This window comes from Rosistilla ulvae (genome assembly GCF_007741475.1).
Classification (GTDB): Bacteria; Planctomycetota; Planctomycetia; order Pirellulales; family Pirellulaceae; genus Rosistilla; species Rosistilla ulvae.
Map to the genome: position 1 here is coordinate 7,213,640 of NZ_CP036261.1, position 26,122 is coordinate 7,239,761.

General features: G+C 59.0%; 18 protein-coding genes. 7 read left to right on the forward strand and 11 right to left on the reverse strand.

Features of this window, described 5'->3' with window-relative positions:
- Nucleotides 1–19: 19 nt before the first annotated feature.
- Genes EC9_RS25380 through EC9_RS25390 form a run of 3 tightly spaced genes read left to right on the forward strand, consistent with a single transcriptional unit; the run spans nucleotide 20 to nucleotide 2,281 of the window.
- Entirely contained in the window at nucleotides 20–430 is a 411-nt protein-coding gene (locus EC9_RS25380) for a TadE/TadG family type IV pilus assembly protein (RefSeq protein ID WP_218934441.1), read from the forward strand.
- Nucleotides 427–1,572 carry a vWA domain-containing protein gene (locus EC9_RS25385; RefSeq protein ID WP_218934442.1) on the forward strand — a complete coding sequence of 382 codons (1,146 nt, stop codon included), beginning with the start codon at nucleotides 427–429 and terminating at the stop codon, nucleotides 1,570–1,572. The genes EC9_RS25380 and EC9_RS25385 overlap by 4 nt, the downstream gene beginning before the upstream one ends.
- Before the next feature lie 46 nt (nucleotides 1,573–1,618).
- Nucleotides 1,619–2,281: a TadE/TadG family type IV pilus assembly protein gene (locus EC9_RS25390; RefSeq protein ID WP_218934443.1), complete on the forward strand. Its 663-nt coding sequence runs from the start codon at nucleotides 1,619–1,621 to the stop codon at nucleotides 2,279–2,281.
- A 75-nt stretch (nucleotides 2,282–2,356) separates the two neighbouring features.
- Here the strand turns inward: EC9_RS25390 and EC9_RS25395 are convergent, their stop codons facing one another.
- On the reverse strand, nucleotides 2,357–2,614 hold the full coding sequence (locus EC9_RS25395; RefSeq protein ID WP_145348780.1) for a hypothetical protein: 258 nt from the start codon (nucleotides 2,612–2,614) through the stop codon (nucleotides 2,357–2,359).
- 46 nt (nucleotides 2,615–2,660) lie between these two features.
- Nucleotides 2,661–3,539: a hypothetical protein gene (locus EC9_RS25400; protein WP_145348781.1), complete on the reverse strand. Its 879-nt coding sequence runs from the start codon at nucleotides 3,537–3,539 to the stop codon at nucleotides 2,661–2,663.
- A 410-nt stretch (nucleotides 3,540–3,949) separates the two neighbouring features.
- Here EC9_RS25400 and EC9_RS25405 point away from each other — a divergent pair, with 410 nt between their 5' ends.
- Together EC9_RS25405 and dusB are read left to right on the forward strand one after the other, a co-directional pair.
- Complete coding sequence (locus EC9_RS25405) at nucleotides 3,950–4,375, forward strand: response regulator (protein ID WP_145348782.1); 426 nt, start codon at nucleotides 3,950–3,952, stop codon at nucleotides 4,373–4,375.
- A gap of 199 nt (nucleotides 4,376–4,574) precedes the next feature.
- On the forward strand, nucleotides 4,575–5,612 hold the full coding sequence (gene dusB, locus EC9_RS25410) for a tRNA dihydrouridine synthase DusB (protein ID WP_145286189.1): 1,038 nt from the start codon (nucleotides 4,575–4,577) through the stop codon (nucleotides 5,610–5,612).
- 81 nt (nucleotides 5,613–5,693) lie between these two features.
- On the opposite strand, the gene EC9_RS25415 is transcribed toward dusB, so the two are convergent.
- The 7 genes from EC9_RS25415 to EC9_RS25445 all read right to left on the reverse strand — a co-directional run bounded on the left by EC9_RS25415 (nucleotide 5,694) and on the right by EC9_RS25445 (nucleotide 20,065).
- Nucleotides 5,694–7,454: an alanine/glycine:cation symporter family protein gene (locus EC9_RS25415; protein WP_246105873.1), complete on the reverse strand. Its 1,761-nt coding sequence runs from the start codon at nucleotides 7,452–7,454 to the stop codon at nucleotides 5,694–5,696.
- A 198-nt stretch (nucleotides 7,455–7,652) separates the two neighbouring features.
- Nucleotides 7,653–8,651, reverse strand: coding sequence for a vWA domain-containing protein (locus EC9_RS25420; protein ID WP_145348784.1), 999 nt, complete (start codon nucleotides 8,649–8,651; stop codon nucleotides 7,653–7,655).
- A 21-nt stretch (nucleotides 8,652–8,672) separates the two neighbouring features.
- Nucleotides 8,673–9,830, reverse strand: a complete 1,158-nt coding sequence (locus EC9_RS25425; RefSeq protein ID WP_218934444.1) for a glycosyltransferase — start codon at nucleotides 9,828–9,830, stop codon at nucleotides 8,673–8,675.
- Between the two features lie 100 nt (nucleotides 9,831–9,930).
- The gene (locus tag EC9_RS25430) at nucleotides 9,931–11,454 is read right to left on the reverse strand and encodes a sulfatase family protein (protein WP_145348786.1); all 1,524 of its coding nucleotides are present in this window, start codon (nucleotides 11,452–11,454) and stop codon (nucleotides 9,931–9,933) included.
- A 312-nt stretch (nucleotides 11,455–11,766) separates the two neighbouring features.
- Entirely contained in the window at nucleotides 11,767–12,957 is a 1,191-nt protein-coding gene (locus tag EC9_RS25435; RefSeq protein WP_218934445.1) for a c-type cytochrome, read from the reverse strand.
- A gap of 117 nt (nucleotides 12,958–13,074) precedes the next feature.
- Complete coding sequence (locus tag EC9_RS25440) at nucleotides 13,075–14,799, reverse strand: hypothetical protein (protein ID WP_145348788.1); 1,725 nt, start codon at nucleotides 14,797–14,799, stop codon at nucleotides 13,075–13,077.
- Between the two features lie 271 nt (nucleotides 14,800–15,070).
- Entirely contained in the window at nucleotides 15,071–20,065 is a 4,995-nt protein-coding gene (locus tag EC9_RS25445) for a neutral/alkaline non-lysosomal ceramidase N-terminal domain-containing protein (RefSeq protein ID WP_218934446.1), read from the reverse strand.
- 395 nt (nucleotides 20,066–20,460) lie between these two features.
- Between EC9_RS25445 and EC9_RS25450 the strand changes: the two genes are divergently transcribed.
- Together EC9_RS25450 and EC9_RS25455 are read left to right on the forward strand one after the other, a co-directional pair.
- Nucleotides 20,461–20,976, forward strand: a complete 516-nt coding sequence (locus tag EC9_RS25450) for a DUF2802 domain-containing protein (protein WP_145348790.1) — start codon at nucleotides 20,461–20,463, stop codon at nucleotides 20,974–20,976.
- An 84-nt stretch (nucleotides 20,977–21,060) separates the two neighbouring features.
- Nucleotides 21,061–21,309 carry a hypothetical protein gene (locus tag EC9_RS25455; protein WP_145348791.1) on the forward strand — a complete coding sequence of 83 codons (249 nt, stop codon included), beginning with the start codon at nucleotides 21,061–21,063 and terminating at the stop codon, nucleotides 21,307–21,309.
- 43 nt (nucleotides 21,310–21,352) lie between these two features.
- Here the strand turns inward: EC9_RS25455 and EC9_RS25460 are convergent, their stop codons facing one another.
- A complete protein-coding gene (locus tag EC9_RS25460) occupies nucleotides 21,353–23,878 on the reverse strand; it encodes a S8 family peptidase (RefSeq protein WP_246105874.1) in 2,526 nt (841 codons plus the stop codon).
- Between the two features lie 289 nt (nucleotides 23,879–24,167).
- Nucleotides 24,168–25,607 carry an RICIN domain-containing protein gene (locus EC9_RS25465; protein ID WP_145348793.1) on the reverse strand — a complete coding sequence of 480 codons (1,440 nt, stop codon included), beginning with the start codon at nucleotides 25,605–25,607 and terminating at the stop codon, nucleotides 24,168–24,170.
- Nucleotides 25,608–26,122: the final 515 nt, after the last annotated feature.

Genomic DNA, 26,122 nt, shown 5'->3' on the forward strand with positions numbered 1-26,122 from the left:
CAACCAAGGTGATCCAGCAGTGAAACAGACTGTCGACAATCGTGCCCGACGAGGGATAGCAGCGGTTGAAATGGCAATCGTCGCCCCTGTCATTTTGGTGATCGCCTTTGGCGTCCAAGAGGTGACCGCGGCGATCCATCTGCAACAAACGCTGAAGATCTGCGCCTACGAAGCAGCTCGCGTTGCCCTGCAACCCGACACGACCGAAGCAAACGTCAAAGCGACATGCGACAAGATCTTGCTGTCGCGTCAGGTCGTCAACGTCGACGTCGACGTAACCCCCAGCGACTTTCACACCAAGGCCTACGGGACGGAGATCACCGTCACGGTCAGCGCCGATCTATCGGGCAACAGCTTGGGCCCATTGTTGGTTTTGCCAAACCGCAAGGTTGTTGGTGCGGTCACCGTAATGAAGGAGCACGGCGAATGATTGGAAACTTGAGTTATCGAATATCTCGCGGGAAACCGGCCCGCTTGCATCGACGCGGCAGCGTGTTGGTTTTGATGAGCATCGTTCTACCGATGATGCTCATCCTAGCCGCGTTTGCAATCAACACCGCCAGCATCGAACTGCGACGCACCGAGATGGCGATCGCCAGCGATGTTGCGGCTCGCGCCGGCGGCCGCGAACTGACGATGTCGCAGAGCGAAGAGGCGGCGCGGCGACGTGCAAAAAGAGTGGCCCAGCTGAACAAAGTCGGCAACGTTCCACTGACACTGCAGGACAGCGACATCGAATTTGGCACTGCGTTGCGGTTGGGAACCGCACGTTACGACTTCACCGAAGGAACGGCGAATCCTAATTCGGTCCGGATCTTCGCACGCCGCAACACCGGTTCGGCGGACGGCCCGTTATCGCTGCCATTCCCTAGTATCCTGGGACGCAACACCGTCGACACCGAATGGAATTCAATCTCGACCCAAGTCCAGGTCGATATCGCCCTGGTCATCGACCGTTCTGGATCGATGGCCTACGCATCGGACGAACCGGCGGTCTATCCTCCCGCCCCTAGCTCGGCACCGGCAGGCTGGGACTTCTGCGATCCCGCCCCTCCCGTTTCTCGTTGGCGCGACATGTTGGCCGCGATCAGCGTCTTCGCCTCGGAAATCACGAACTCACCGACCGATGAACGGGTCGCCGTGGTCACCTACAACGAATCGGCAGACCTCGACCAACCACTGACCGCCGACTTTACAAAGATCACCACCGCACTGGACACCTACACCCAATCGTTGTGTGCAGGCGGGACAAACATCGGCGGAGGAATCGTCCAGGGAGTCGACGCTTTAGTCAATCGCGTTGAATCACGAAACGGTGCCAGCAAGGTGATCGTCGTCTTGACCGATGGAATTCACAACATCGGCACGGACCCCGTGTACGCCGCCAAGGAGGCAGGTGGCAAAGGGGCGTTGATCTTCAGCGTAACGTTCTCCGATGAAGCCGACCAAAACCGCATGCAGCAAGTTGCCGAGAAGGGCTACGGCAAACACTTCCATGCGCAAAACGGCGACGAATTGAAGGTCGTCTTTGCAGAGATCGCCAAACGCATGCCGACGCTGCTAACAAAATAAGACGCCACTCCTCACCAAGAGACACTGCAACGAGATGGATCACCGAATGAAGAGAAACGATTGCCGCCACGCCCCGATCACTCCGAGGCTTCGACGGACCAACCGCCATGGAGCTTATGTCGTCGAATGCGCGGCGATCCTTCCGATCCTGCTGATGTTGATTCTTGGATCGATCGAATTTGTACGGATCTCGAACATTCGCCACGCCCTCAACTCGGCAGCGTACGAAGCTTGCCGCACCGTGATCGTTCCCGGGGCGTCGACTGCGGAAGCAAAAGACAAAGCGAACCAGATACTTAATCGATACGGCCTTTCGGTCGCCGACATTCAAGTCACACCGTCGGAGATCCTCGAAAGCACTCCGGAAGTCAAAGTTGCGATTTCGGCGCGGGCTGCCGACAACGCGTGGTACCTGACGAAATATACCGGTGGCAACAAACTGGCTGCCGAAACGACTCTGTTGACCGAGCGCGCTGCGACGATCCTGGCGTCGGCGATCCCAACACCGCCACCACCACCCGAGCCTGAACCCGAGCCAACTCCAACTCCCGAGCCGGAGCCCGAACCGACACCTACGCCTACCCCCGAACCGGAGCCGGAGCCAGAGCCGGAACCCGAACCGGAGCCGGAACCCGAGCCGACACCAACTCCGACGCCCGAGCCGGAACCAACTCCGACGCCTGCCCCTCCACCGAAACCGATGCTCTAATCGGCCCCCACGGTGCGGCCATCGCTGCCTCCTCGACGGGCGCAGCGGTGGAATGCTAGCGTTGCCGCAAACAGCTCAGTTCCGATCGTCGCGCGAGAGGAAATGAGAAGATGCTGCACTGTTTCTCAGCAATGACGAACGCAACGCACCGGCGACGCCCTCGCCCACTGACAGCACAACAGAGGCGACCATTCTCCCGTTACCGATGACATTTCCAAGTTTCTGGAAAAATCCTGAATTACCGCTGCGGGCCCGATCCAATCTCGACGCGTATTGATCCGGAACCAGCTTGGAGATAACAGCCGCTGCCACTTGTTGGCTTTCGACCGACATCCTCGCTGGTTCTCTCTACAATCGCTGACTCTTTTTACTCGCGATGCTATCTCGGCCGATGACGTGCAAACGCAGGAGCGCGAACCGCTTCGAAGTCACCCAACAAGTCGGTTTGGTCGATGTTGGGCACCAATAATTGCTGCAACACACTGTCGGTTTGTTCCGCCGAATGCCGCAGGCGATGCAGCCACAGCGACTGCAGCGTGCCAAGCGAATCGAACATATCGGGGCGAATGCAGACCAAGACCGCATCGCTGATCTTGCCGTTTTCATCGGGGTTGGCTGCGGTTGCGTGCAGCTGACGCAGCAAGCTGCTGCGAAGCGTTGCTGTCAATAAACGGCGATGAGTTTGGCGAACTGCTCCCGCCTGGTCGGCAGCTTCATCGGCAAACTCGAGCGTTCGTTCCAGCACGATCCCATAGCGGGCAGCGTCGGGATTGACCGCCGCAATTTGTGCAACCAAGACGTCGGTCCAGCGTTCGACCGATTTTCGCAACTGATTCAGCCGAGCCGTCGTTTGGCTGGATCCGCCACGTTGAGCGACCATCAGCCCCAGCACCCGATTCCGCGCCTCTAAGTGACTGATGTGGACGCTGTGCACCACAGGATAGATCTCCGGTTCGGCGTGCTTTGCGTCCAATCCGTGCCCCAACGCCGCGTAGACTCGCGTCAGGATCTCGCTGACCAGGATCTCCTCGAGCGTCGGCAGGTGCTGTTCCCACCAGGCTTGCAAACCGATCCGATCGCCGGATCGATCGAGCTGGCGGTGCAGCGCCAGGGTCTGATGCCAACGGGTCGAGCGATTCCGCGACACGACCCAGTAGTCTTGCAGGGCGGCGGGGGGAATCGAAGCTCCATCGGCCAGCAAACTCGGGCCGTGAAGAGCGAGAGAGGAAGCCAGTTCGGCCAGCATTGCAGCGTGCATGAGGTGGATTACTTCGGCGGGGGGCGAAATGGAATTGGGAGAGGCCCGAAGGCTGTTGCGACATCAAGCAAAGCAGAATCTATGCCAACGGGCCCGGCAACGGGGCGGCGATCGAGCGTTGGATCGGCAAAACGTTAGGTAAACGCAATGCTTAGGCGATCGCCACGCCCCGTCGCACGGCGGCTGATGAGGCGAATAATCAACGCCACAGCGAATCGGATGTCGCCGATTTGCAACGGCGGGGATCGCCGTAGGTTCTTTTCAACTTTCCCTGCCGATGCGATTTTGCAACGTATACTCGCGATGAACAGATCGGTGGATCAGGGGAGATCCGCGATCGGGCAACGGCGATTGCTGTGCCGACTTCCATTATTCGTAGGGCAGATTCGAGACCGGATCTGAATTGTTTGATGTTCGATAGCACCGGCGGGGATTCCGATCCCAATCCGCAAAACGTGCCGACGATTCTGATCGCCGATGACGACCGCGAATTGGTCGCCGCATTGTCGCGGCGGATCATGCATCTTGGCTTCCGCGTAACGATCGCTCACGATGCGATCTCGGCGCTGGTGTTGATCAAACGCGATCGCCCCGACATGATCGTTCTCGATATCCATATGCCGGCGGGCAACGGCATGTGCGTGCTGGAAATGATCCGCAGCGAATGGACTTGGTCGGACATCCCGGTGGTGATCGTCAGCGGGGGCGCAACGCCATCGATGATCCAACGAGTCCGCGATGACAACGCCCACTTTGTCCCCAAATCGACCGGAATGTGGCCCAGCCTGCAACGCCACATCACCCAAACGCTGACTCCCTTCTGCATCGGGACTTAGCCGCCGCGTCGCTGCGATTCTTTTCCGCAGCGACCGATCGCATCGAAATCGATCGGCGAGCCCGTTCCGATTTGCTGAGCCTCCGTTTTCAGGCGGCTGTGCGGCGGGCGTCACTTGTTGAAACGCGGCTCGGCTTGATAAGCTGAGTAGCTCGCGTAACGGACAAGTCTCGACCCTCTGGCTCGGCAAATTCTTCAGCATGACATCGACTCCCCCACCTCTTTGGATCGGTTCTATCAAAGTCGATCCGCCGATTCTTCAGGCGCCGATGGCTGGGTTCACGAATTACGCGTTCCGGCAGATCGTCCGCGAATATGGCGGCGTCGGTTTGCACGCGACCGAGATGGTCAACGCCCGCGGTTTTGTCTGGCTCGACGAAAACGAAGCCGAACATCCCGATCGACTGTGGGGCGTCCGCGAGGAAGCTCGCCCGCTGGCGGTTCAGATCTGGGACAACCAGCCCGACGTGATGGCGAAGGTCGGCAAGCGGTTGGTCGACGATTACCAAGTCAGCGTCGTCGACATCAACTTCGGTTGCCCCGTGAAACAGGTGACCGAAAAGGCGCACAGCGGCAGCTATCTGCTGAAACATCCCAAGACGATGTACGAGATCATCAGCCGGTTGGTCGAGGCGTGCGCGCCGACCCCGGTGACCGCAAAGATTCGATTGGGCTGCACGCGGAACAACGTCAATTGCGACGATGTTGCCAAGGTGGTCGAGGAGGCGGGAGCGGCGGCGCTGACGGTTCACGGCCGCACCGCCCAAGACTTCTTCAGCGGCAACGCCGACTGGGACCGGATCGCGGAGATCAAACAACATCTGCGTTCGATCCCGTTGATCGGCAACGGCGATCTCGACAGCGCCGACAAAGTTGTCGCGGCGTTTGAGAACTATGGAGTCGACGGCGTGATGATCGCCCGGGCTTCGCTGGGCCGACCGTGGTTGTTCGCTCAAGCTCACGCGGCGCTCCGCGGCGAACCGATCCCTGCCGAACCGACGTTGGAATTGCAGCGGCAATGCATGCTGCGTCACTACGACATGATCGTCGAGCGGTTTGGTGAAGCGAAGGGAACCGTCTTGATGCGCAAGTTTGCTTGCTGTTACGCACAAGGCAAGTTTGGGGCTCGGCACTTCCGAACCCATGTCGCTCGCGTCTCGAGCGCAAGCGAATTCTACAGCGTCGTCGAGGAGTACTTTCCTCGCGATCTCGACGCCATCGAAGCGGCAGCTCAATAGCGACCGCTGCTGTTTAGCGGTCGCCATCGAAGTGGCTGCCGAGGCTTGGGTCGCCAGCGGCTGGAATCGGGTGGGGCTCGCTTAGAGGATCCTCTCCAGCGATCCGCAGCGATACTTCTGCCAATACTTATCCAGAGCACGCTTGACGACTCCGCTGAGCAAGAAGACGCCCAACAGGTTCGGCAGCGACATGCCAAGGATCATCAGATCGCTGAACTCCAGGATGTTGTTCGCTGTGACGATCGATCCGAGGAAGGTGAAGGAGACGAACAGCAGTTTGTAGAGGACCGAGGACCGCGTCCCAAACAGTCCGACCCAACATCGTTCGCCGTAATACGACCACGAGATGCAGGTCGAGAAGGCGAACAGCACGACCGCGGCAAACAGGATGTAGCCGAACCAATGAAATCCGCTGCTGCGGAAGGCGATCAAGGTCATCCCGGCACCTTCTTTGTGCTCGACCATATGAGCCAGTCTTGCCCGTGCCGCGTCGACTTGAGTTTCCAGCGGTTGGTCGGGATCGACCGATCCCATAACCGAAGCGACGACGGTTTCGGGGGAATGGGTTTCGACAAACGCGAACCTATCGGGCGAATCCGCGTCTTGAATGCGTGGGTTGTAGGTTCCGCTGACGACCAACACCAATGCCGTCACCATGCAGACGACCATCGTATCGATGAAGGGTTCCAACAACGCCACGATCCCTTCGCTGACAGGTTCGTTGGTCTTGGCGGCGGAGTGAGCGATCGCCGCCGAACCAACCCCCGCCTCGTTGCTGAAGGCCGCGCGTTGGATCCCAATCACCAACACGCCCATCGCTCCGCCCGCCAGCGGCGCGTAGGGTTCAAACGCGCTCGACACGATCAACGCAAACGCATCGGGGAGCGCCGAAACGTTTTGGAACAGGATCCACAATGCCGCCGCGAAATAGGCGAAACACATCAAGGGGACGATCTTCGATGCCACGCGACCGATCGATTGGATCCCGCCGATGATCACCACACCAACAGCCATCGCCATCACCAAGCCGTAGACCCAGGGATAGCTTTGCAAAAAGACGACATCCGTTTTGATCGCCGACAACGATTGGCTGACTTGATAGGCGTTGCCGCCGCCGAAGCTGGCACCGATGCAAAGGATCGCAAAGACCGTGCTCAAAAGCATCCCCAGCCAGCCGAGCCGCATTTCTGCCAAGCCAGCTTTCAAGTAACGCATCGGGCCGCCCAGCGTATGTCCGTCGGAATCGTTCGTACGGTACAGCTGGCCCAACGTGCATTCGGCGAACTTCGTGCTCATTCCCAGAAAACCGACGACAAAGATCCAGAACGCCGCTCCTGGGCCCCCCAGCCCAATCGCGACAGCGACGCCGCCGATGTTCCCCAGGCCGACCGTCGCGCTTAACGCCGTCGCAAGCGCCTGGAAATGCGAGACCTCGCCGACGTCGGCCGGATCGTCGTAATCGCCGCGTGTCAGCCGAATCGCGTGCCAGAATCCGCGGATGTTGATGAACATCATCCGGAGCGTCAGAAAGATCCCCGCGACCAACAGCCAAGCGACGACAAAGGGAACTCCCGTTCCAAAATCGTAGAAGAACAACGTCGCCAACGGGCCGACTAGATGCTCACCGAACCAGGTGTCGACGGCGACCACCCAGGCCGCCTTCTTGCTCACAGGCGGATCGGTGGCCGGTTCTGCTGCGATTGTCTCGATGTCGACCTCCGTTGCGGTTGCGGCGGCTGGATCCGCGGGGAGATCGTCTTGCCCGATCACCATCCCGGTGAAACAGAGCATTAGCAATAGAGTCGTGATCGGCAGTCGTAAGCGAGAATAGGTGAGCGACATTCCGTCTAGCTCCTTCGTTGAAATGAGAACGCTGTGGAAGATGATCCGTGGTGGGCGAGGTGCGTCGGTTCGGGTTTCATTGGGGAACGCTTCCGCGTCGCAACCCGAACGGGTCAGCAAAGTATTGCTGGACGAGGTGCTATCGTATCGTAGGTGAAGCACAAAAAAACCCATACGTTGGAATTAAGTTGGGCAAAACTAGCCATCCAGGGCTCCCACGAACAGATAGCGATATTGGCCTCCGTTGTCGGTCGCCAAGTTGCGCAGAAAGCTGTCTCGGGGTGGTTCCAGGTCGTCGCCGAACTCGATCGTGTGGATCGTCGTGCCGCTGCGTTGCGCACGGGCCTTGATCTCTTGCAATTGAGCACCGTTAAGGCGGGGGATTCGCGCATCGGTCAAAAAGAAGATCACATCGGGGCTCATTCGCAACGCCATCAGCAACGCATCCATGTGCCGCGTGCCGCCAAAAGCGGTCATCGCCCGAACGTATTGCTCGGCGCTTCGCTTGGTCTGTTCGTCGCCGTTGAGCAGACGGACGATCTGGCCGCCGGGGACAAATGGCCGCGGTTGGTTGTTGTAAAAAATGATCTGGAATTCTTGTTCGGGGCCGAGTGAGTCGATGCTGCGAACCAATTGCATCTTGGCCGCCAGCAACGGCCGGCCACCGAAACCGTTCATACTTTCGGAGCGGTCGAAGACGTAGACGAACCGGCTGCCCGTCCCCGAGATCCCAAAGACTTCGGTCGTGTGCTGCGACCCGCTGGGACCAAGGTTCATGCCCGGTTTGCCCGCTGATGCCGCCGCGGCTTGCATCGCGTCGGACTCTCCCGGATTGCCCGAGGGCAGAGGCGTGTCGAGGGCAGCGGCCAGCAGACCGTCCAGATCCAGTGGCGGAGCGGCGTCGGCGGGGAGCGCAGCTTGAGAACCTTGTGCGGCCGATGCGGCCTGCGACGCAGCGGCTTGTTCGGTCGCTTGGGATTGTTCCGCAGCCGTCTCGTATTCGGTTCGGTCGGGCATCCGGTGAACGATCGCGATCCCCACCGGCCGATCGGGCGCGTCCCCCGTTCCGTGAGAATCCTGCCCCATCATCAACGCTAGGCCGACCAAGACCACAATATGCAGCAGCGTCGACAGCATCCATCCGGGCAAGCGGCGATGAGTTGGCACAAAGTCATCGGGGCGATATGCGAGTGTCAACGGCCAAGCCTCCGCAAAATTTTATTCAATGACACTCAACATCACCTGTTCGATACGTGGAACGATCGCCTCGATCGAATGCTTGTCGCAGACATACTGCATGGCTTGGATCGATTTCTCTTGCGCCGATTCGGGCTCTTCGGCAAATTGCAAAATCGCTGACGCTAGCGCCGCGCTATCCCCAGGAGCAACCAGGTCGCCGAAGGTGCGATCGCCAAACAATTCGGGAGACCCGCCGGCGGTGGTTGCGATCACCGGCACGCCCAGCGCCATCGATTCAAGCACCACGTTGGGCAAGCCTTCGTACAGCGAAGGGACACAGGCAAGTTGGCACTGAGCAATGATCGGCACCGCGCTCGCTCGCTGGCCAACAAAATGGATCTGCCGATCGAGCTTCAATTCGCGGACTCGCGCGGTCAGCGCCGACCGCAGCGGCCCGTCGCCGACCATCCACAATTGCAAGCAATCGAAGACGGGATGATCGCGCAACGAATCGATCGCGTCGATCAAAAATCGGTGTCCCTTCTCTTCGGTCATTCGCCCGACACAGGCGATGTTGACGTCGACTGGATCGATCGCCGGATCGCCGTTGGCCGACGCGGCTTCGTTGCGAATCGCTTGCAGATCGACGGGGCTGTGGATCGTTTGAAAACGCCGCCGGTCGATGCCGTAATAACGAGCCGAGGCGTCGGCAACCGCTTCGCTGACCGTCACGATCGCGTCGGCGCGGCGGTAGGACCTCTTCAACAACCAGCGTTTAACCGCCACAAAACGACTCTCGGCCGCCGGCACGTCGCGATCCGGTGGGCTGACGATCGTGGCGACTCGCCCACACTGAAGGCCGCGGGCTGCCGGGGAGGCGAGCATCGACATGTGAAACGTGCGGTCGTAAATCAGATCGATCTTGTTGGCGATGATCAAATCGCGGAGCGCCCGAACTTGCATCCGGTGGATCGTCCCCGGAACGCAGACTCGCGGGCTGCGATGTTGATCCCAAAATGAGGTCACCGGCACGTCGTCGGGAATCTGGTCCAACAGGCTCCCCTGTCGGTAGCACAGGAACAAATGAGGCGCAAAGCGCTGCCGGTCGAGATGACGCAGCAGATGCAAGGTCTGTCGTTCGCTGCCGCCGCCGTCCATCGACCCGGCCATCAGCAATACATTGTACGGTCTTGCCATGGGTGGCCTGTCACCGATCATTGTTAACGCACACAATCGCCGACACCCGGCTTCCGCTGCGATGCGACCACGCGGTTTCTGTCGTGGTCGCGGTTTCTGTTTATCGACTGGCACCGTCGGATCGAATTTCGTCCAACATCGCCTTCATTTTAACCACACGCTGCGGATGCTGATCCGCGAGATTTTTTTGTTCCCTCAAATCGGCACGTAGATTGTACAGTTGAGACTGGGGGGCGACACCCACCTCCGTGTTGGTGTTTTTGTTGACCGCCGGCCCCTTGCCCGGTTCGATGTATTTCCAGACTCCCTGCCGCAGCGCCAGCGTACGAGCATGTTCGACCAAGTGCTCGCGCCCCTTGGGATCTTCGCCCAGCAAGGCACCAAGGATGTTGTGGCTGTCGGGACCGGCATCGGCAGCCAACGTTTGTCCTGTCAGCGCGGCAAACGAATGCAGCAGATCGATCTGGCAGACCAACGCGTCGCTGCTCTGATTCGCTTTGACCTTGGCAGGCCAACGCAACACAAACGGCACTCGCGTTCCCCCTTCAAAGCTGCTGTACTTGCCACCTCGCAAAGTCCCCGCCGGACGATGATCCCCCAACTTCTCCGCCGCTTCGTCTTGGTAGCCATCGTCGACAACCGGACCGTTGTCGCTGGTAAACAACACGATCGTGTTGTCGGCCAATTTCAATCGATCCAGCGCCGCCAAGATCTCGCCGGTACACCAATCGGTCTGCGCGATCGCATCGCCGCGCGGGCCCATCGCCGTCGTGCCGACAAACCGCGGATGAGGAACTCGCGGAACATGGATGTCGTGCAGCGAGAAGAACAGAAAAAACGGATCGGCTTTGTTCTCTTCGATATACGCGACAGCTTTCGATGTGATCCGATCGGCCATATCCTCATCGACCCAACGCGCCCGCTGGCCGCCGGACATGTATCCGATCCGGCTGATCCCGTTGACGATCGTTCGATCGTGCCCATGGCTGGGATGGATCTTTAAGAGCTCGGGATTTTCGGCTCCCGTCGGTTCGTCGCCGACCTTCTTTTTGAAACTGACGCGAATCGGATCGTTTGGATCGAGATCGACGACGCGATGGTTTTCGACATAAACACAGGGGACGCGATCGCCGGTGGCGGGAATCAGGAAACAATAATCGAATCCGATCTCCAGTGGGCCCGGAGCGATCTTGCCGTTCCAATCGGCTCCTTCATCGGGGCCCAGTCCCAGATGCCACTTGCCGACGACGCCGGTCTTGTAGCCGGAATCTTGCAGCATCGAAGAGAGCGTGACGCGGCCGGGCTTGATGATCGCGGGCGCGTCGCCGCGTGCGATGCCCGTTCCTTTCAGACGCCAAGCGTATTGGCCGGTCAGCATCGCGTATCGCGACGGCGTGCAGGTCGCCGCGGGAGCATGGCCATCGGTAAATCGAATTCCTTCGGCGGCGATCCGGTCGATGTGTGGAGTCGCAACCGCCGTCGCGCCATAACAACTAACATCACCATAGCCAAGATCGTCGGCGTAGATCACGACGATGTTCGGTCGGGCATCGGCAGCAAACGCCAGGCTGGATGGCAGCGTAAACAGGCTGAACGAAAAAAGTACGATCAGATGCTTGGACATTAAATACCACTCTTCGACGGCAAGAGAAAACCAAGGCTAATCCGTGTTTCAATTCGAGGCATCAGTCGGAACAGGCCGGCTAATTCGCTTGAACACAAACACTCGGTTAGCCCTCAAGAGAAAACCTGGGAGACGAGCGTCGTCTATTGTAATTGGTTCCGAGAGGAGAGGCCGTTCCCATGGGGGACGAAGGGGGGATCTTTTCCGGGAAGAAACCGCACGCTCACACGCCCCCAAACGGGGGCCAAATCACGCCCGCCGCCGCGACATGGATAACGTTGGCGCCCAGACATTCGGGCGACGCCCATCCCGCTATTGCGACGCAGCCTTCCCATGCTTCAACCGCTTCGCTTCGTCATCGGTCAAGATCTCGGGCTGCTTGTCAAACGCTGCGGTGAGCGCGGCGCGACGGATGTCGTTTCGCAGCAGCCCATCGATCGCGAGCTGGCGATTTCGTGGTGTCAGCCCGGGGAGGCTTTCGATCAGCAGAGCCCCGATCTGCGGGGCGTCGATGTCGGCCAATCCGCTGACCGCTCCCATCTGTAGTTCCCCGTCGACGTCCGCGCCCAGATAACGCTTCAGGTGCGGAATCGCTTTTTCTGGATCGTCTAACGCCACGATCCGCAGCGCGTCGTAGCGGGTTCCCTTCTTCACCGCGTCATCGTCGGCCATCGCTGCTGACATCGCCAACGTCTGCTGCCAGCGTGGTGCCAGCGACGGATCGGCGTCCAGAATTGCTGCGATCCGATCTCCCGGCCACTGGCCGATCTGCGTCAGTCCATTGATCAGGCCGCCACCGATCACAACCGCTTGCCAATCCAATAACGGATCGCCCGAGCGAGGCAAGCCCGATTCCAAGGCGTCGTGAAGTTCGCCATCGTCGCTGCGGCGACCGACCGCCAACGCGACTCGCCAGATCCACGGGATCCGCTTGTACTGCGTCGCCAGATCGTCGGCTCGCAGATCGAGTGCCAACAGGTTCAAGATCGCAGGTCCCATTCCCGGCCGCTGGTCGATCGCCTGCTGACGTCGCTCGATCGATTGGGATTCGTCCAACAGAAACGGAGCGATTGCATGCGCTTGCCGCGGCAGCGGCTGATCAGCCGCCATCGGTGCCGGGGTGCCAATCGAATGGATCACGTAGGCGATCAGATCGCTGACCTCCTGCGTCGTCATATCCTTTTCAAGTCCTTCGGGCATCAACGATCGGTCGCTTGCTCGCAGTTGTTCGATCGAATCGCGGAGCAGTTCGTGCTCCTTGCCGCCGGATTCACGCAGCCGAATCATCGCCGCGTTCTCTTCGACAACCAAGCCCGAAACGACGCGGCCATCTTCGGAAAGCGCCGACCAGGAAACGTATCGCGCATCGACTTCGCGGTTGGGATCCAGGATCGCCGAGAGCATCCATTGCGGGTCGCGGTTGGTGAGTGCCGTCAGGTCGGGACCAACAACAAACCCATGCTCCTCGACGCGATGACAGGCCGAACATTGTTTGCGGAACACAACGATGCCGCCGTTGCTTCCCCCAGGCGACCGGCGAGACCTCAATGTTGAAACTCGCTATTCATTGAATTGCGTTGCAATTGCCATAGGAATCATGGAGAAGGGCATCACATTTAGCTATTGCTTCTTCGTAAAGGTTAGGTGTGCTTTCCTCGCCCCACTTAGAAAAGTCTCTGCATATAGAATGTTCCGCTGCAACGAGACTCTCCATTCCCATTGCTTACCTAAATGAACGACGAACTTCCCGTTGCCAAGTACCTGCCATGTACCGATAGCGTCTACCGTACCTTTCGGTGAAGTGTTTTTCGCTTGGCCATTACTGAATATTTCGATTGCCCATCCGTTCGTTTGCACCCAGTATCCAACGAGCGGAGAGTTTCGTGTATCAGGCTGTGCGACTCGCTTGCCGTCCCAAGTGCTTTGTGACCCATCTGTCCAAAAATGGGTTCCCAGGATTGTAGATTCGTCAGCGAAACGGATGATTACGTGCCCCCGTTTCGAATCACTAAACCTAACCATGAACTCGTCACGTTGCTTCGTCCATGCGCCTAGCTCTTCACCCTCTTTTAGGGCTTTGCCATCCGACGTGAATTGATAATTTGAAAACCCTGAGTTTCCCGTTCTTCCTTCCAACCACTTAATTCGGAAAGTACCGACAAGACTCGGTAGAACGCTGGGTTGCGCCGCAACTACCGATGGAGTTGCCATTTCGCTGTATGGGGTTGAGGCCGATGCTGGTGTGAACGGCACTTCAATAGCGTTGTCAAAATCGGGCTCGTAACGAATCACCTTTGCCATCTCTGATGCCATCTCATCAAGAGCGAGAACCGCCTCGGCATATTGGACCAACGACTGCTGGAGCAGTCCACGATACATGTCTCGACGATCATCGTCGCTGTTTCTGGCGCTATCTACCGACACGGTGTAACTATCCGAAAGATTGCTGGCAACATCTTCGAGGTGGCGTGCCAGCATTGCGAACTTCCATTCGTTCGATGACTGCACTCGATACTTAACGCCATGTTGCGACCAGTTGTTTGCTAGATTGTCTCGTGCTTCTGAAATCAACGGCTTCATTTGCCGAAACGTACTAGCTTGATTTTTCTGAGCATTCTCGACGATGGAAAGAGAGACCATCACGAACTTGGCGGATTCCTCAAGACCTTCGTCCACCGTACTCTTTGGCTGAAATCGATACAAAGGCTTCTTGTCGAGATCGTTTCTTGAGACCGCTCGAAACGCAACTTCACACCACAGCTTGCATTGCTGTAATTCCAATTCATGGCGACGTTCTGCTAACACATCAATCTTGTTGCCAAGCTTGGCAACTTCGGTGGTCGCCCGTTGTCGGGCATTTTCATTTGCCCGATAGATGTAATCAAACTGAGGCGGACGTTGATGGACTGGTAAACCTTGGCTCGAAGGAACGCCCGCTTCTCCTTTGTTGTCTCTCGATGGCGACTGATGACTGAGGATGGTCTGGGTGTGGTATGTGTGGTTCTGTGTCGGATGATAAAAGAACTTTTCTGCTGTACGCCCATAGAACTGATCCCAACGGACAGGCCCACCTGCGTTGCGGTCCATTCGATCGCTGCCACGCTGCGCTCGAATCGCCCGCCCCCGAGCGGCTCCAGCCCGCGCACCGTGTTTTAGCATCGCAATATCAACGGCTTCGAGATTCGCCTCCACATCGACGAGCCGAACCATCAAGAAAACCAATCGTTGATCAATCTGCTCCCATCCATCTGCAAGCTTTCCGGCGGGTGCAAAGGGATCGGATTCCTGTGCGAATAGTGAACCGTTTGTTGCGGTCAATAATAGGAAAAGGATTGCTCGATTCATGATTGCCCTCTTGTTCTTGTTAGTCCAAATCGCACGACGCAATTGTAACGTAAATCAAGGCGGATTGTGGTCGGAAATCGATCAGGATGCCGAGCGAAAGCCTGTGCCAATATCTACTTCGCTGTCGAGCCTTCTGGATCGACAACGGCATTTAAGACCACCGGCCAGTTGGGCAAGATCTTTTCCGATGGTATTCGCTGCGCTCAAACCACCGGCTACCTTTTGCGATCGCTGGCGGGATCGTTGCCTGGCCTTCGACCGTTCTGGGCGGTTACGGTTGGGCGAGCTGCTTGGCTTCTTCGGCTGTCAATAGCTTCGCGTTTTTCGCAAACGCTGACTCGAGGGCGTCGCGACGGTTGGGCGTTCTCAACAGGCCTTCGATCGCGAGCTGGCGATTTCGTGGTGTCAGCCCGGGGAGGCTTTCGATCAGCAGAGCCCCGATCTGCGGGGCGTCGATGTCGGCCAATCCGCTGACCGCTCCCATCTGTAGTTCCCCGTCGACGTCCGCGCCCAGATAACGCTTCAGGTGCGGAATCGCTTTTTCTGGATCGTCTAACGCCACGATCCGCAGCGCGTCGTAGCGGGTTCCCTTCTTCACCGCGTCATCGTCGGCCATCGCTGCCGACATCGCCAACGTCTGCTGCCAGCGTGGAGCCAGCGTCGGATCGGCGTCCAAAATTGCTGCGATTCGATCGCTAGGCCATTGGCCGATCTGCGTCAGTCCATTGATCAGGCCGCCACCGATCACAACCGCTTGCCAATCCAATAGCGGCTGGTCCGAAGAGGGCAGACTCGATGCCAAGGCGTCGCGAAGTTCGCCGTCGTCGCTGCGGCGACCGATCGCCAAGGCAACCCGCCAGATCCATGGGATCCGTTTGTACTGCGTCGCCAGATCATCGGCTCGCAGATCGACCGCCAACAGGTTCAAGATCGCGGGCCCCATTCCCGGCCGCTGGTCGATCGCTTGCTGACGCCGCTGGATCGGTTGGGATTCGTCCAACAGAAACGGAGCGATTTGATGTGCTTGTCGCGGCAGGGGCTGGTCCGCCGCCATCGGCGCGGGCGTGCCGATCGAATGGATCACGTAGGCGATCAGATCGCTGACGTCCTGGGGCGTCATGTCCTTTTCGAGCCCTTCGGGCATCAGCGAACGGTCGCTGGCTCGCAGTTGTTCGATCGAATCGCGGAGCAGTTCGTGCTCCTTGCCGCCGGATTCACGCAGCCGAATCATCGCCGCGTTCTCTTCGACGACCAAGCCCGAAACGACGCGGCCATCTTCGGAAAGCGCCGACCATGAAACGTAACGCGCATCGACTTCGCGGTTGGGATCCAAAATCGCCGAGAGCATCCATTGCGGGTCGCGGTTGGTGAGTGCAGTCAGGTCGGGACCAACAACAAACCCATGCTCCTCGACGCGATGGCAGGCCGAACATTGTTTACGGAACACGGCGCGGCCGCGGTCGACGTCGCTGGCGAGCTTCAGCGAAGCTTGAAACGTGTCGATGATCGCAGCTCGGCTGGGCGAGCCGGCCATCTCCAAGGCGCTTTTGGCTCGCTGGCGAATCGTTTCATCGGCGTGCGACAACAGCTTGCCGCGGCGGTCTGCGTCGAGAATGTTGGCTCGCAAATCTCCCTCGGCGATCGTGTCCAAAAGGGTCAAGGACCAGTCGTTGCGAGCTATCAAATTGTCGAGGATCGCCGTTTGCGCCGACGCGCTGACTTCGCGATACCGCTCCAACATCAACTCCGCCGCGTCGGGATGCCGCGTCTTGGCCAAGGCATTGATGGCGGCGACTTGCAGCGGTGCGGCGTATCTTGCGCTGACGCGTTCGCTGATCGCGTCGAGGACGTTTGCGATCGACAATTCCTCCCCTACCGAAGGCTCGTCAGCGGACATTAATAGTTGAGCTGTCGCGGCGCCACGGTAGCGGCCCAACAATGCCAACGCAGTGGGGTCGAGCGTCTCGATCGCGCGGCGATGGGCTTGTTGAACCGTCAGTTTCAGCTCGGGTGTCCAGGCGATCGTGGCGTTGCCAATTCGAGCGTCTGCCGAATCGAGCAGTTCGATCAGCAAGCGGTTTGCCGAGGCGGCCTCGTTGGCAATCGCGGGAAGGACTTGTGATGCGGAGCCGTCGATCGCCTCGGCATCGCCCAATCGAATCGCCGTTCGCAAGATCTGCTGCAACGATTCGGGCTGCTGCTGCGCTGTCGGCAGCGCGACGTACGCGGCGAGCATCGACGAGACGTTGTTCGGATTGAGCGACGAGATGGCGGCGGCGCGGACGTAGCGGTCGGTTTCCGATTTGGATGCCAACGCTGTCAGAGCGGGAATCGCCGCTGCGTTTTGCAGTTCGCCCAACGACCAGGCGACTTGTCGTCGGACGCGCGGGCTGGCGTGGGCCGCGTGTCGGATCACCGCGTCGCGGAGGGCTGCGTCGTCGTCGAGCATCGGTTCGGCGAAGTGGATCCCGTGGCGGACGACTTCATCATGCGTATTGGCGAGAGCTACGAGCAGCGTCGGTGCGTCCAAGGTCTGCCAAGCTGAAAGGAGTGCGATGGCGTGAATCCGCGACGCGGCCAACGGCGCTTCGGCGACGATCGCTCGCAATTGATCGGCGACCGAGTCGGAGGGGGAATTCCAGAAGAGCATCTGATGCGCCAGATCGCGGACCGTTCCATTGCTCGACTTTAGCAACGTCGCCAACTGCAGATCCGACTTCCCCGTCAGATCGAACGGGGCCGGAGAGGCTTCCGACGCCGGGGCGGCAGGCTGATTCGACTTGGGACGAACGCGATAGATCCGGCCCATCGACTGCCCCGCGTAGACGTCCAGTTCGGCCAACGTCGCTTGTGGGATCCAACGGGAGTGTTCGATCACGTAGCGGTACATATCGACGACCCACAGGCTGCCGTCGGGGCCGGTCCGGGCTTGGACCGGACGAAACCAGCGGTCGGTCGAGGTCAGGAACTCCGATTCGGTTTCGTTTTCGCCTCGCGAAACTTGATAGTCGATCCCGGTCGGTTGCAGGACGCTGCGATGAACAAGTTGATTCACAGGTTCGCAGGTGAAAGCGTTGTTGAGGTATTCTTCGCCCAGTTGGTTGTCGCGGTAGATGTCCAAGCCACAGGCGGCTGTCGCGTTTCCGGAGGCTCCGCTGAGTGCAAATTGAACGAGCTCCTCGGGGGGGAACAGACGTCGGGTTTCCGCGCCGCCGCTGAGCCCTGCGGGAGTCGGCAGCGAGACCAAGGCATTGCGGCTGTCGTAGCGTGCGTCGCTTGCATAGTGCAGCAACAGCGAGCTGTTGGTGCAGCCAAACCAATCGCCCCAGTCGTTTTGGCTGCGGCCTTGTTGCGTCCGACCGGCGACAGCTTGGATCTCGCCGGTATCGGGATTCATACGAAAATCGCGGCCGACGATGTTGTGCGTCTGACCCGTCTTGTGGCTGAGAATTTTTCCGCCGAAGAGTCCGCACGAACCGTAGATCCAGTTATCGATGCCCCACCGCAAGCTGTTGACACGCGCCTGAGCGTTGACGATTTCGAAACCCGAGAAGAGCTTGTCGACCGAATCGGCGACGCCATCGCCGTCGGTGTCGCGAGCCAGCAGGATATCGGGAGCATCGCAGATCAGCAGACCGTCGCGCCAAACCTTGACATCGGTTGGAAAACGCAGCCCGTCGACGAAGGTTACCGCTTTATCAAATTGTCCGTCGCCCGTCGTGTCGCTCAGTCGGCGGACCTGGCCGTGATGTTCAAATTTCTCGTAGACGCCGCGGCCGTAGTCGCTCATCTGAGCAACCCAGAGGCTGCCGTCTGCGCCAAAATCGATAGCGACCGGATCGCGGACTAGCGGCTCGGCGGCGACCAGTTCGATCTCCAGATCGTCGTGCGTCCGCATGCTTTGCAGCGCGTCCTTGGGCGACTTTGGCGCTACGCCTTGGACTCCCTCGGGGATCACAAACTCGTCGGGAACCTGGCGGTGCACCTCGTCGACGATCCGCTGTTCCAAGCCGGCAGCCAAGGTGGTTGGCAAAGCGAAGTAAGGCACCTCCGCTCCGCCGCCGTAGCCTCCTTCACCGACAAGTCGTTCCGATGGGATGTAGCTGCAGAAGTCGTTGCTGTAGGTATTCAACCAATAACGTTTGCTATCGATTTCACTTTTCAAACGGATCGAATAATCGACGCAAACCTCGCCGGCTAAGAAGCTCATGCACAAGCTGTCGCCGAACAGAAACGTCTGGATCGGGTAGTCGATCTCGGTCAGCAGCGATTCGCCGCGATCGAGCTTCGCCAGCTGGGTCGTCGCGTTGTAGCGAACCGCGACATTGGAGTTCTTTTCGGCCAGTTCGGCAAATTGTTCCCGCGACGGCAGCGGATTCAACGGCAGCGCGATGCGTTGCAGTTGCGCACTCAACGGGCCGCTGATCGGAAGGGCTTTGGTTTCGGCAAGGCGTTTGACTTCGCTGGCGATCTCCGCCCCTTGCCGCTGCGCGATCGAGACGTCGTCGACCGACATATCGATCGGGTTTTGATCCGATCCGGCTCCGATCGATACCAGGGCGATGCTGTCGGGAAACTGTCGCTCGATCCCTTCGGCGGCGTATCCCGCCCAATCGCCGCTGATCTTGTTGAAACGCAGCGTGACGCAGTGGCAGGCATAAGAAACGTAGACGCCGCGGACGGTTTGCGTGTTGGGATCGCGAGCGATCAACGTCGGCAGATCGTGATCGGTCGGTCCGCCCATGGGCCGCCGATTTTTTGCAAACCCAACCGTTCCGGTCGATCGGTGCAAGGTCGCGGGTTGACGTGAATCGATAGCTTTCGCGGCAGCTTGGACGATCAACCCGATGATCTCTTCGCTGTAGGTGTCGAGATGTTTCTGGTGCGCCGGCGGGATCGCTTGGCTGAAGATGTTGTCGCTGGCACCGTTGACCTTGGGGGCGCAGTGCGAATGGCTGAAGGTGAGGGCAAAGTTCTCGCGCGGCAGCCCGTGGGACTGCTTCAGTTGTTCGGCGATCCGGTCGACTTGCGGCAACCGCACCCCGAGGCTGTCGACCGCGACGATCACCAGCGGCGGAGCGTCGGTCTGCGAGATCGCCATCGCGCGGGCAAAGACCGACTGCGAAACGCCTTCGGATTCTTCGCGGCGGAAGCCAAAGCCGTTGAGCCGCACCGGATAGTCGGGCGTGATGTCGACTTTGGCAAAACCAACTTGGTAGACCTCCTCAGCAACAACCGCAGCTGGTGCTAGAAGAAACAGAAGCAATAGTGACGCACACGTTTTCACGCAAACCGAGATCATCTTCATTGGGCGGGCAACACGAGGGAGGAGAGAAGGGCGGGTGGGAAACGGCCCAGCAGGGACCGTCGATGCTGCGATTTTACATGATCGCCCAGCCCCTTTGTTAGTTTTGGCGGGGTTTTCCGCCCCCTTACCCCCACCAATGAACGGTAACGGTTCGCCTCGCCAGCGACGCTCCAGGTCGTAGCGGAAACCGCAACTCCCTTCCGGACACGACGAAGGAGCGGGATGCAACCGCGGGCTACAATCGGCACGACCCGATTTTTTTGCCAGAGGCCTCACGCAAATGCTAGCTGGCGGTCGATAGCAAACGATGCGAACGTTTTGTGTTCCCACCTCTCGAACCCGATGGTGCTTCGATGTTGTTGCTAGCTGCTGCCCCTTTCTTACCTCAAATGATGCTGTTGGTAGGGATGATCCTGCTGGCCTGGATCTTGGTTCGACGCAACATCAACATGCGGCGTCGCGGCCGGGCTGTCGACCGGGAACTGAAAGCCCAAAAAATAGAGGCTCATCAGCCGGTCCGGGGAGCTCCGCTAGCAGACGCCCCCAAGGAAGTCCTGCGTTGGCAGGCATCGATGTTCGATCTGCAGCGCGAACTGAAAGCCGAACTCGATTCACGGGTCCTGGTTGTCGAATCGCTGCTTCGACGCGTCGACCAGCGGGTCGAAGAACTGCGGTCGTTGCAACTGGAAAATTCGGCCCAAAGCGGCAAACCGGCCGCGTCGGGGCCAAGTTACAGCAAGGTTCGACGCCTGGCTGCGATCGGATTTTCCGCCGAAGAGATCTCGCAAAAGCTCGATATTCCCCAGGCGGAAATCGAATTATCGCTGGGGCTACAGGCTGAATTTCCTCAGCCTTCCAATTCGGCGTGACCTGACGTGTCACGACGGTCGCCAATGATTGTGGACATAAGACATTTGCTTTGTTGTCATGTGCCACGAACTGGAGACTATCCGATGACTCAATTGATGCTGTTCGACGCTCCCGTCCCAACCAACGTTCCCGTCGCTTCGGTTGCCAGTCGTTCCAACGTCGAGTCACGCTACACAGCTCAAGCCAGCTACGCCGCCAACACGTCGCGCGACGAACCGCAACGGATGGGCAATCTAGCTCACTTGGTCCTCGCCCGCTACGACATGGTTCACCGCCGCCGCGAAGCACAACGCCGCGCCGCGATGGCTCGCGTCCAAGCTCAATCGGCATAACTTCATCCGCGTCAGCAGCGGTGAATCGACTGCGGGTGCGAGATCACAGTTCGGCGAACAATTGATCCAACAGTTCGCGATCGTCATCGTCGCTGACACGATCGACGAGAGACTGGGCGAGTCCCATGATCTCGCTGGAACGCTTGAAGACCGACTGTTCGATCGGATCTTCGTCCAACGTCACCACGCCGTGATGCTCTAATTCTTCGCTCGGTTCGTTGGCGATCGGGATCCCAAGCGATTGCGGAGCGACAACGATCGGCGATCCGTTGAGGAAGGTCTCGGCGATTTCAAAGCCTTGAGCCGCGCGGACCGCTCCTCCGCCAGCATCCAATTGAACCAAGCCACCGATGTTGTGCAGCGTTTGATCGGATGAATCGGCATAGATCGTCGCGTGATCGGTACCGCCAGCTGTCGCGTGTCCGACGACCGATTCAAAGTGTCGCGCTTGACTGTAGTAGCCCGGCCCGCTGATGTAAGCGTTGGTCGCGTTGGCACTCATCCGATCGTCGCCGGCCGAATCGTAGAGGTCCGCCGTGTCGTTGCCACCCGCGGTGCCGTAGGCGTTAACGCGATCGAAGCCATAGACCAGGCTCAGGAAATCGTCGCCGCGAAGACTGGTGAACTCGGGGCGAATCGCCAACCGGTCGTCTCCCGCCGAATCGTACAGGTACGCGGTGTCGTTACCACCCGCAGTGGCGTGGACGTAGATGCTACGGATCCCGGTCAAGGCGTGCTCGTATCCAACGCCCGACAGTTTCGTATCGCCCGGACTCGCCGAAAGCGTATCGTTGCCAGCGGAATCGTATAGATAGGCCCGATCGGAACCTCCACCACCAGCGACCGAGATCTTTTCGACGCTGGTCATTTGAACCATGATCGATCCGTTTTCGATCTCGCCGCTCCCGGTGCGCAGCGTCACCTTTTCGACAGCTTGCGACCCGATCACGTCGACCGTGTCGGTGCCACCGCCGCCGAGGATCTGCAGATTGGATACCGTGCCGCTGTCGAATTGGTACTCGAACTGTCCAAATCGCAACATCGTTTCGGCTCGCAGATCGACTTCGATCTGGTCGGCGGCGTCGGTTCCGGTGAAATAAGCAGTCCCGCCGGAAACGCGAACCAAGTTGGCGATCCCAACTGCCAGAGTCTCGTCGGCATCGGATTCGATTCGAAAGCGAATCGTTTCCCCCGCGCTAACGTTCACATCGAACTGCCGCTGCGCCCCGTTCCCCGATTCGACGACAAGATCGCTCGCTTCGCGTTGGATCGTGATCGGCAACGCGTCGGCGTCATCATCGCCCAAGGCGATGGAAAGCAGGCCGTCGTGTTGGGCTTCGACCGCATACCATCGGCCGGTTTCCAGTTCGGTTTGCGTCGAAAGGATCGTTCCCAGATCCTCGACAGCGTCGGGGACTTCGGGCGGTTCCGGTTCAACCACTGGCGGATCGATCGGCTCGCTATCGCCGCCACCATCCCCGACGATCAACTCTTCGATCGCCCGGGTTAGATTGATTTGATAGTAGGTCACCCCCGTCGCTTCGTCGGTCTGCGGGTCAGCCGTGTCGTACAGATGAGCCAAGACGGAATCGCCATCGGCATCGATTCCCGCCGACAACATGGCTTCGCGTACCAATACCGCAGCGCCGGCAATCTGCGGCGACGCCATGCTGGTACCGGTGGCGTTGACAAAATCGTCGATCCGGCCGTCGCGGCCAAGCACGTGATCGGGAACCGAACTGTTGACCAATTCTCCCGGTGCAACCAAGATCCCATCGGCTCGCTGGGAAAAATCGCTCAGCGAACCATCGCTCGAAACGCTTCCCACAGGCGTCACGCTAGGGCTCGATGCAGGGTAAGCCAGCTGCGTCGGCGTATCGGCGTCGTAGGCGTTTCCGGCAGCGGCGAAGACCATGATTCCATCGGCCTTCAGCAAACTTAATTCGTCTTCCAGTTGCGCCTGCACTTGGCCAGCCAGTTCCGCCGGCAAGACCGATCCAAGTGACAGGTTGACCGTCGTGATCGGGTTTTCGAATGCAAACCGATTCTCGTGAACCCAAGCCAACGCATCTTCGATCCAATCGAGATTCCCGCCGCCGTAGTCGTCGAACACGCGGAGCGCGACCAGGTCGGCCCCCGGCGCGATTCCGGTAAACGAATCGGTGGAACCGGCTAGCGTCCCTGCGACATGAGTGCCATGAAAACCGGAGGGGCCATCGTCGTAGGGATTGGCATCGTTTTCGGCGAAGTCCCATCCGCCGACCACGCGATATCCGGGGCCAAATCCGCCCCCCAGCGCAACGTGATCGTACGCGATCCCGCTATCGATCACCGCAACGGTCTGCCCCGATCCGTCGAAGCCAAAGTTCTGTTGGATCTCGTTGGCTTGATTCAACAACTGTTCAAAGGATGTGGTGTCGCTCGCCTGGGCCCCCGACAAGGGATCGATATCCCACAGATCCATCAACACATCGGCAGTCGCACTGGCCGACAATGCCAACCGAGTCTCAAAGCGCAGCAATCGGCTGGTGCCTCGCAATAACGGATCGCGGCGGTCTGAAGAGGACATAGTTTTGGAAATCATTGGTATGCGGTGTTGGAACGCCATCACCGCAAACATACGTTTCTTTCCGAAAGATGCTCCCAAACCACTCTCAAAAAAAGACCACCCCGACGATTACAACGGTCCTGCCGACAGTCACGGCTGAAGATGGACGCGGGGCTGCGACAGCCCACGCCCCGAACCATAAAGAAAGAGGAGGGCGATTGCTGTCGCCCCTCAACCGAAACTCGACGCGGGGCTGACTTCAACGCAGCCTGGCCGGTCGGTGAACTCGGTTCTTATCGACTGGATCTTCTCAATCCCAGTCCTTTAGATTCAGCCGGCGAACGCCGCCGGAATTGTTCCGACGTTTGGCCGCTTGATAAACATCGCTGCGTCCCCCTTCAAAGGTTGCTGGCACTTGAAAGGCGCCAACGCTTCTCGGCGCACGCTGGATCTCCGGCGACGAACCGGGGCGAGTGCGGTCGATATAGATCGACTGCGCCGCCAACTCATAGACACTCACGTCGTAGAGCGGCTGCGGGGCCACTTCGACAACCGATTCTTCGCGAACGATCAGGCCACCAGGCTGCTGCACTTCAAAAACACTCACCACCCGAGACCCCGCGTCGCGTCGAAAGATTGCCGACCTGGCCTCTCCCGGCGGAATCTTTAACCTCTGCGAATCGGCAGGATCGCGAAGGTTGGTAACCAACACCCACAATTCGTTTTCATGAGAATTCGACAACTGAACCCGCACCGGTTCCAGTGGTTGATAGGGTTCCACCCTCTCTGAGACCAGGACGCGCGAAGCAGGCAACGGGACCGCGACCGACGGCGACCAACCGGGCTGGGGCCGGTTTCCAATCACGGCTCCCCCAACTCTTTCAACCCGAAACAGTTGATTCTGCAATCCGTGCCGAGTGAAGACATGCACGTTTGCGCCGCGACCAATCCCCGCAGATCGGTCGACGTCGATGACATAGTCTCGATCCGCCCGCAGCTCAAGCGTAACAAAGCCTGAATTTCCAGGCACAATTCGAAACTGAGTCGCATCTCCCCCGGCAAGCCGCAGATCGTACAGTTGAGCGCGTCCCGGATTCCTCCCTACCGCCGCCGCCATCCCGATCGCAAGATTCGGCGATTGCTGAGGGACGATATAAACATAGCCATTGTCGGTGGGCAGAAAGCGAAAGAGAACGTTCTGCCCGTCGGTCGCCTGGGTTCCCAATCGCACGCCCGCACCGACCCTCGGTGTAACCGAAAGCAACAAACCACGACCGAGCGCCGATTCGAGAACGTAAGCCGATTGCGGATCATTGCTGGGATTACTTGCGGCCGGTTGGACTGGGTTTGCGACGCCGGGCAGAGGAACAAAATTCGCAACGTGCGGACCGCCGGGATTGCCACGCGGCGTGACAACCATTTCGCTAGGCCGGAATTGCACGCTGGCAGACGTCCCGCCCAACGCAGCGACTTGCATTTTCCCCGCGCCGCCGACGGGCCAACGGATGGCTTGTCGCAGCGTACGACTTGCATACGCCACATATCCACTGGCGTCATATCGAGCATTGCGATCGTAGACCGAAGTATCACCTTGGGCGTCGACGATCACCAATTGATCGCCAACGAACCTCGCTGTCGAATGCACCGAACTGCCCGGCACCGCAAGATCATAGGTTTGCCCACCGGCCACCCCAGCAAACACGAAAGCGATTATCGACAGAAGGACGATGGAGCGAGATGAGGCAAGCATCGTTGGGGCCCATTACAAACAAGAGGAGAAGACGGCAACCTTTTTATAAGGCCATCGCGTCCCTGCATGGAGGGTAAACTCGAATAATTCTCCCGATCTCCAATTTTGATACTCGAGTGACTCCACAACTTCATTATTAAAAAGCACGTCGGTTCAACAGACACATCGACAATGGGAAGCGTCGATCGTGCCCGGCACCAAACAACGCCCCGCGTGTGCCCATTCACCGGTCGCGGCATCGACCACACCTCGGGGCCCCACCGATTGGACGACAACACTCGACGCCCCCACCAATCCGAGCCACGCAACCCCACTGCAAGGCGGCCTGGCAACAAGTGTGGCAAGCGACCGTGACGATCGACGTAACGGAAGTATCTTGCCGGTTCGGAGAGGAACCGCGAGCTGCTGGGAAAGAAAACCGACGTTCACGATATCGTTCTAGCGAGCGATTCGCCTACTCAACCGAGGCCGAAGTCAGATTAACCAATCGTGAAGCAATACGGCGGAATTGCCGA

Bases quoted from the DNA above. Each gene is read 5' to 3' on its own strand.
- EC9_RS25385 (WP_218934442.1), top strand. From the start codon at position 427: ATGATTGGAAACTTGAGTTATCGAATATCTCGCGGGAAACCGGCCCGC.
- EC9_RS25390 (WP_218934443.1), top strand. From the start codon at position 1,619: ATGAAGAGAAACGATTGCCGCCACGCCCCGATCACTCCGAGGCTTCGA.
- EC9_RS25395 (WP_145348780.1), bottom strand. From the start codon at position 2,614: ATGTCGGTCGAAAGCCAACAAGTGGCAGCGGCTGTTATCTCCAAGCTG.
- EC9_RS25400 (WP_145348781.1), bottom strand. From the start codon at position 3,539: ATGCACGCTGCAATGCTGGCCGAACTGGCTTCCTCTCTCGCTCTTCAC.
- EC9_RS25405 (WP_145348782.1), top strand. From the start codon at position 3,950: ATGTTCGATAGCACCGGCGGGGATTCCGATCCCAATCCGCAAAACGTG.
- dusB (WP_145286189.1), top strand. From the start codon at position 4,575: ATGACATCGACTCCCCCACCTCTTTGGATCGGTTCTATCAAAGTCGAT.
- EC9_RS25415 (WP_246105873.1), bottom strand. From the start codon at position 7,454: ATGTCGCTCACCTATTCTCGCTTACGACTGCCGATCACGACTCTATTG.
- EC9_RS25425 (WP_218934444.1), bottom strand. From the start codon at position 9,830: ATGGCAAGACCGTACAATGTATTGCTGATGGCCGGGTCGATGGACGGC.
- EC9_RS25430 (WP_145348786.1), bottom strand. From the start codon at position 11,454: ATGTCCAAGCATCTGATCGTACTTTTTTCGTTCAGCCTGTTTACGCTG.
- EC9_RS25440 (WP_145348788.1), bottom strand. From the start codon at position 14,799: ATGAATCGAGCAATCCTTTTCCTATTATTGACCGCAACAAACGGTTCA.
- EC9_RS25450 (WP_145348790.1), top strand. From the start codon at position 20,461: ATGTTGTTGCTAGCTGCTGCCCCTTTCTTACCTCAAATGATGCTGTTG.
- EC9_RS25455 (WP_145348791.1), top strand. From the start codon at position 21,061: ATGACTCAATTGATGCTGTTCGACGCTCCCGTCCCAACCAACGTTCCC.
- EC9_RS25460 (WP_246105874.1), bottom strand. From the start codon at position 23,878: ATGTCCTCTTCAGACCGCCGCGATCCGTTATTGCGAGGCACCAGCCGA.
- EC9_RS25465 (WP_145348793.1), bottom strand. From the start codon at position 25,607: ATGCTTGCCTCATCTCGCTCCATCGTCCTTCTGTCGATAATCGCTTTC.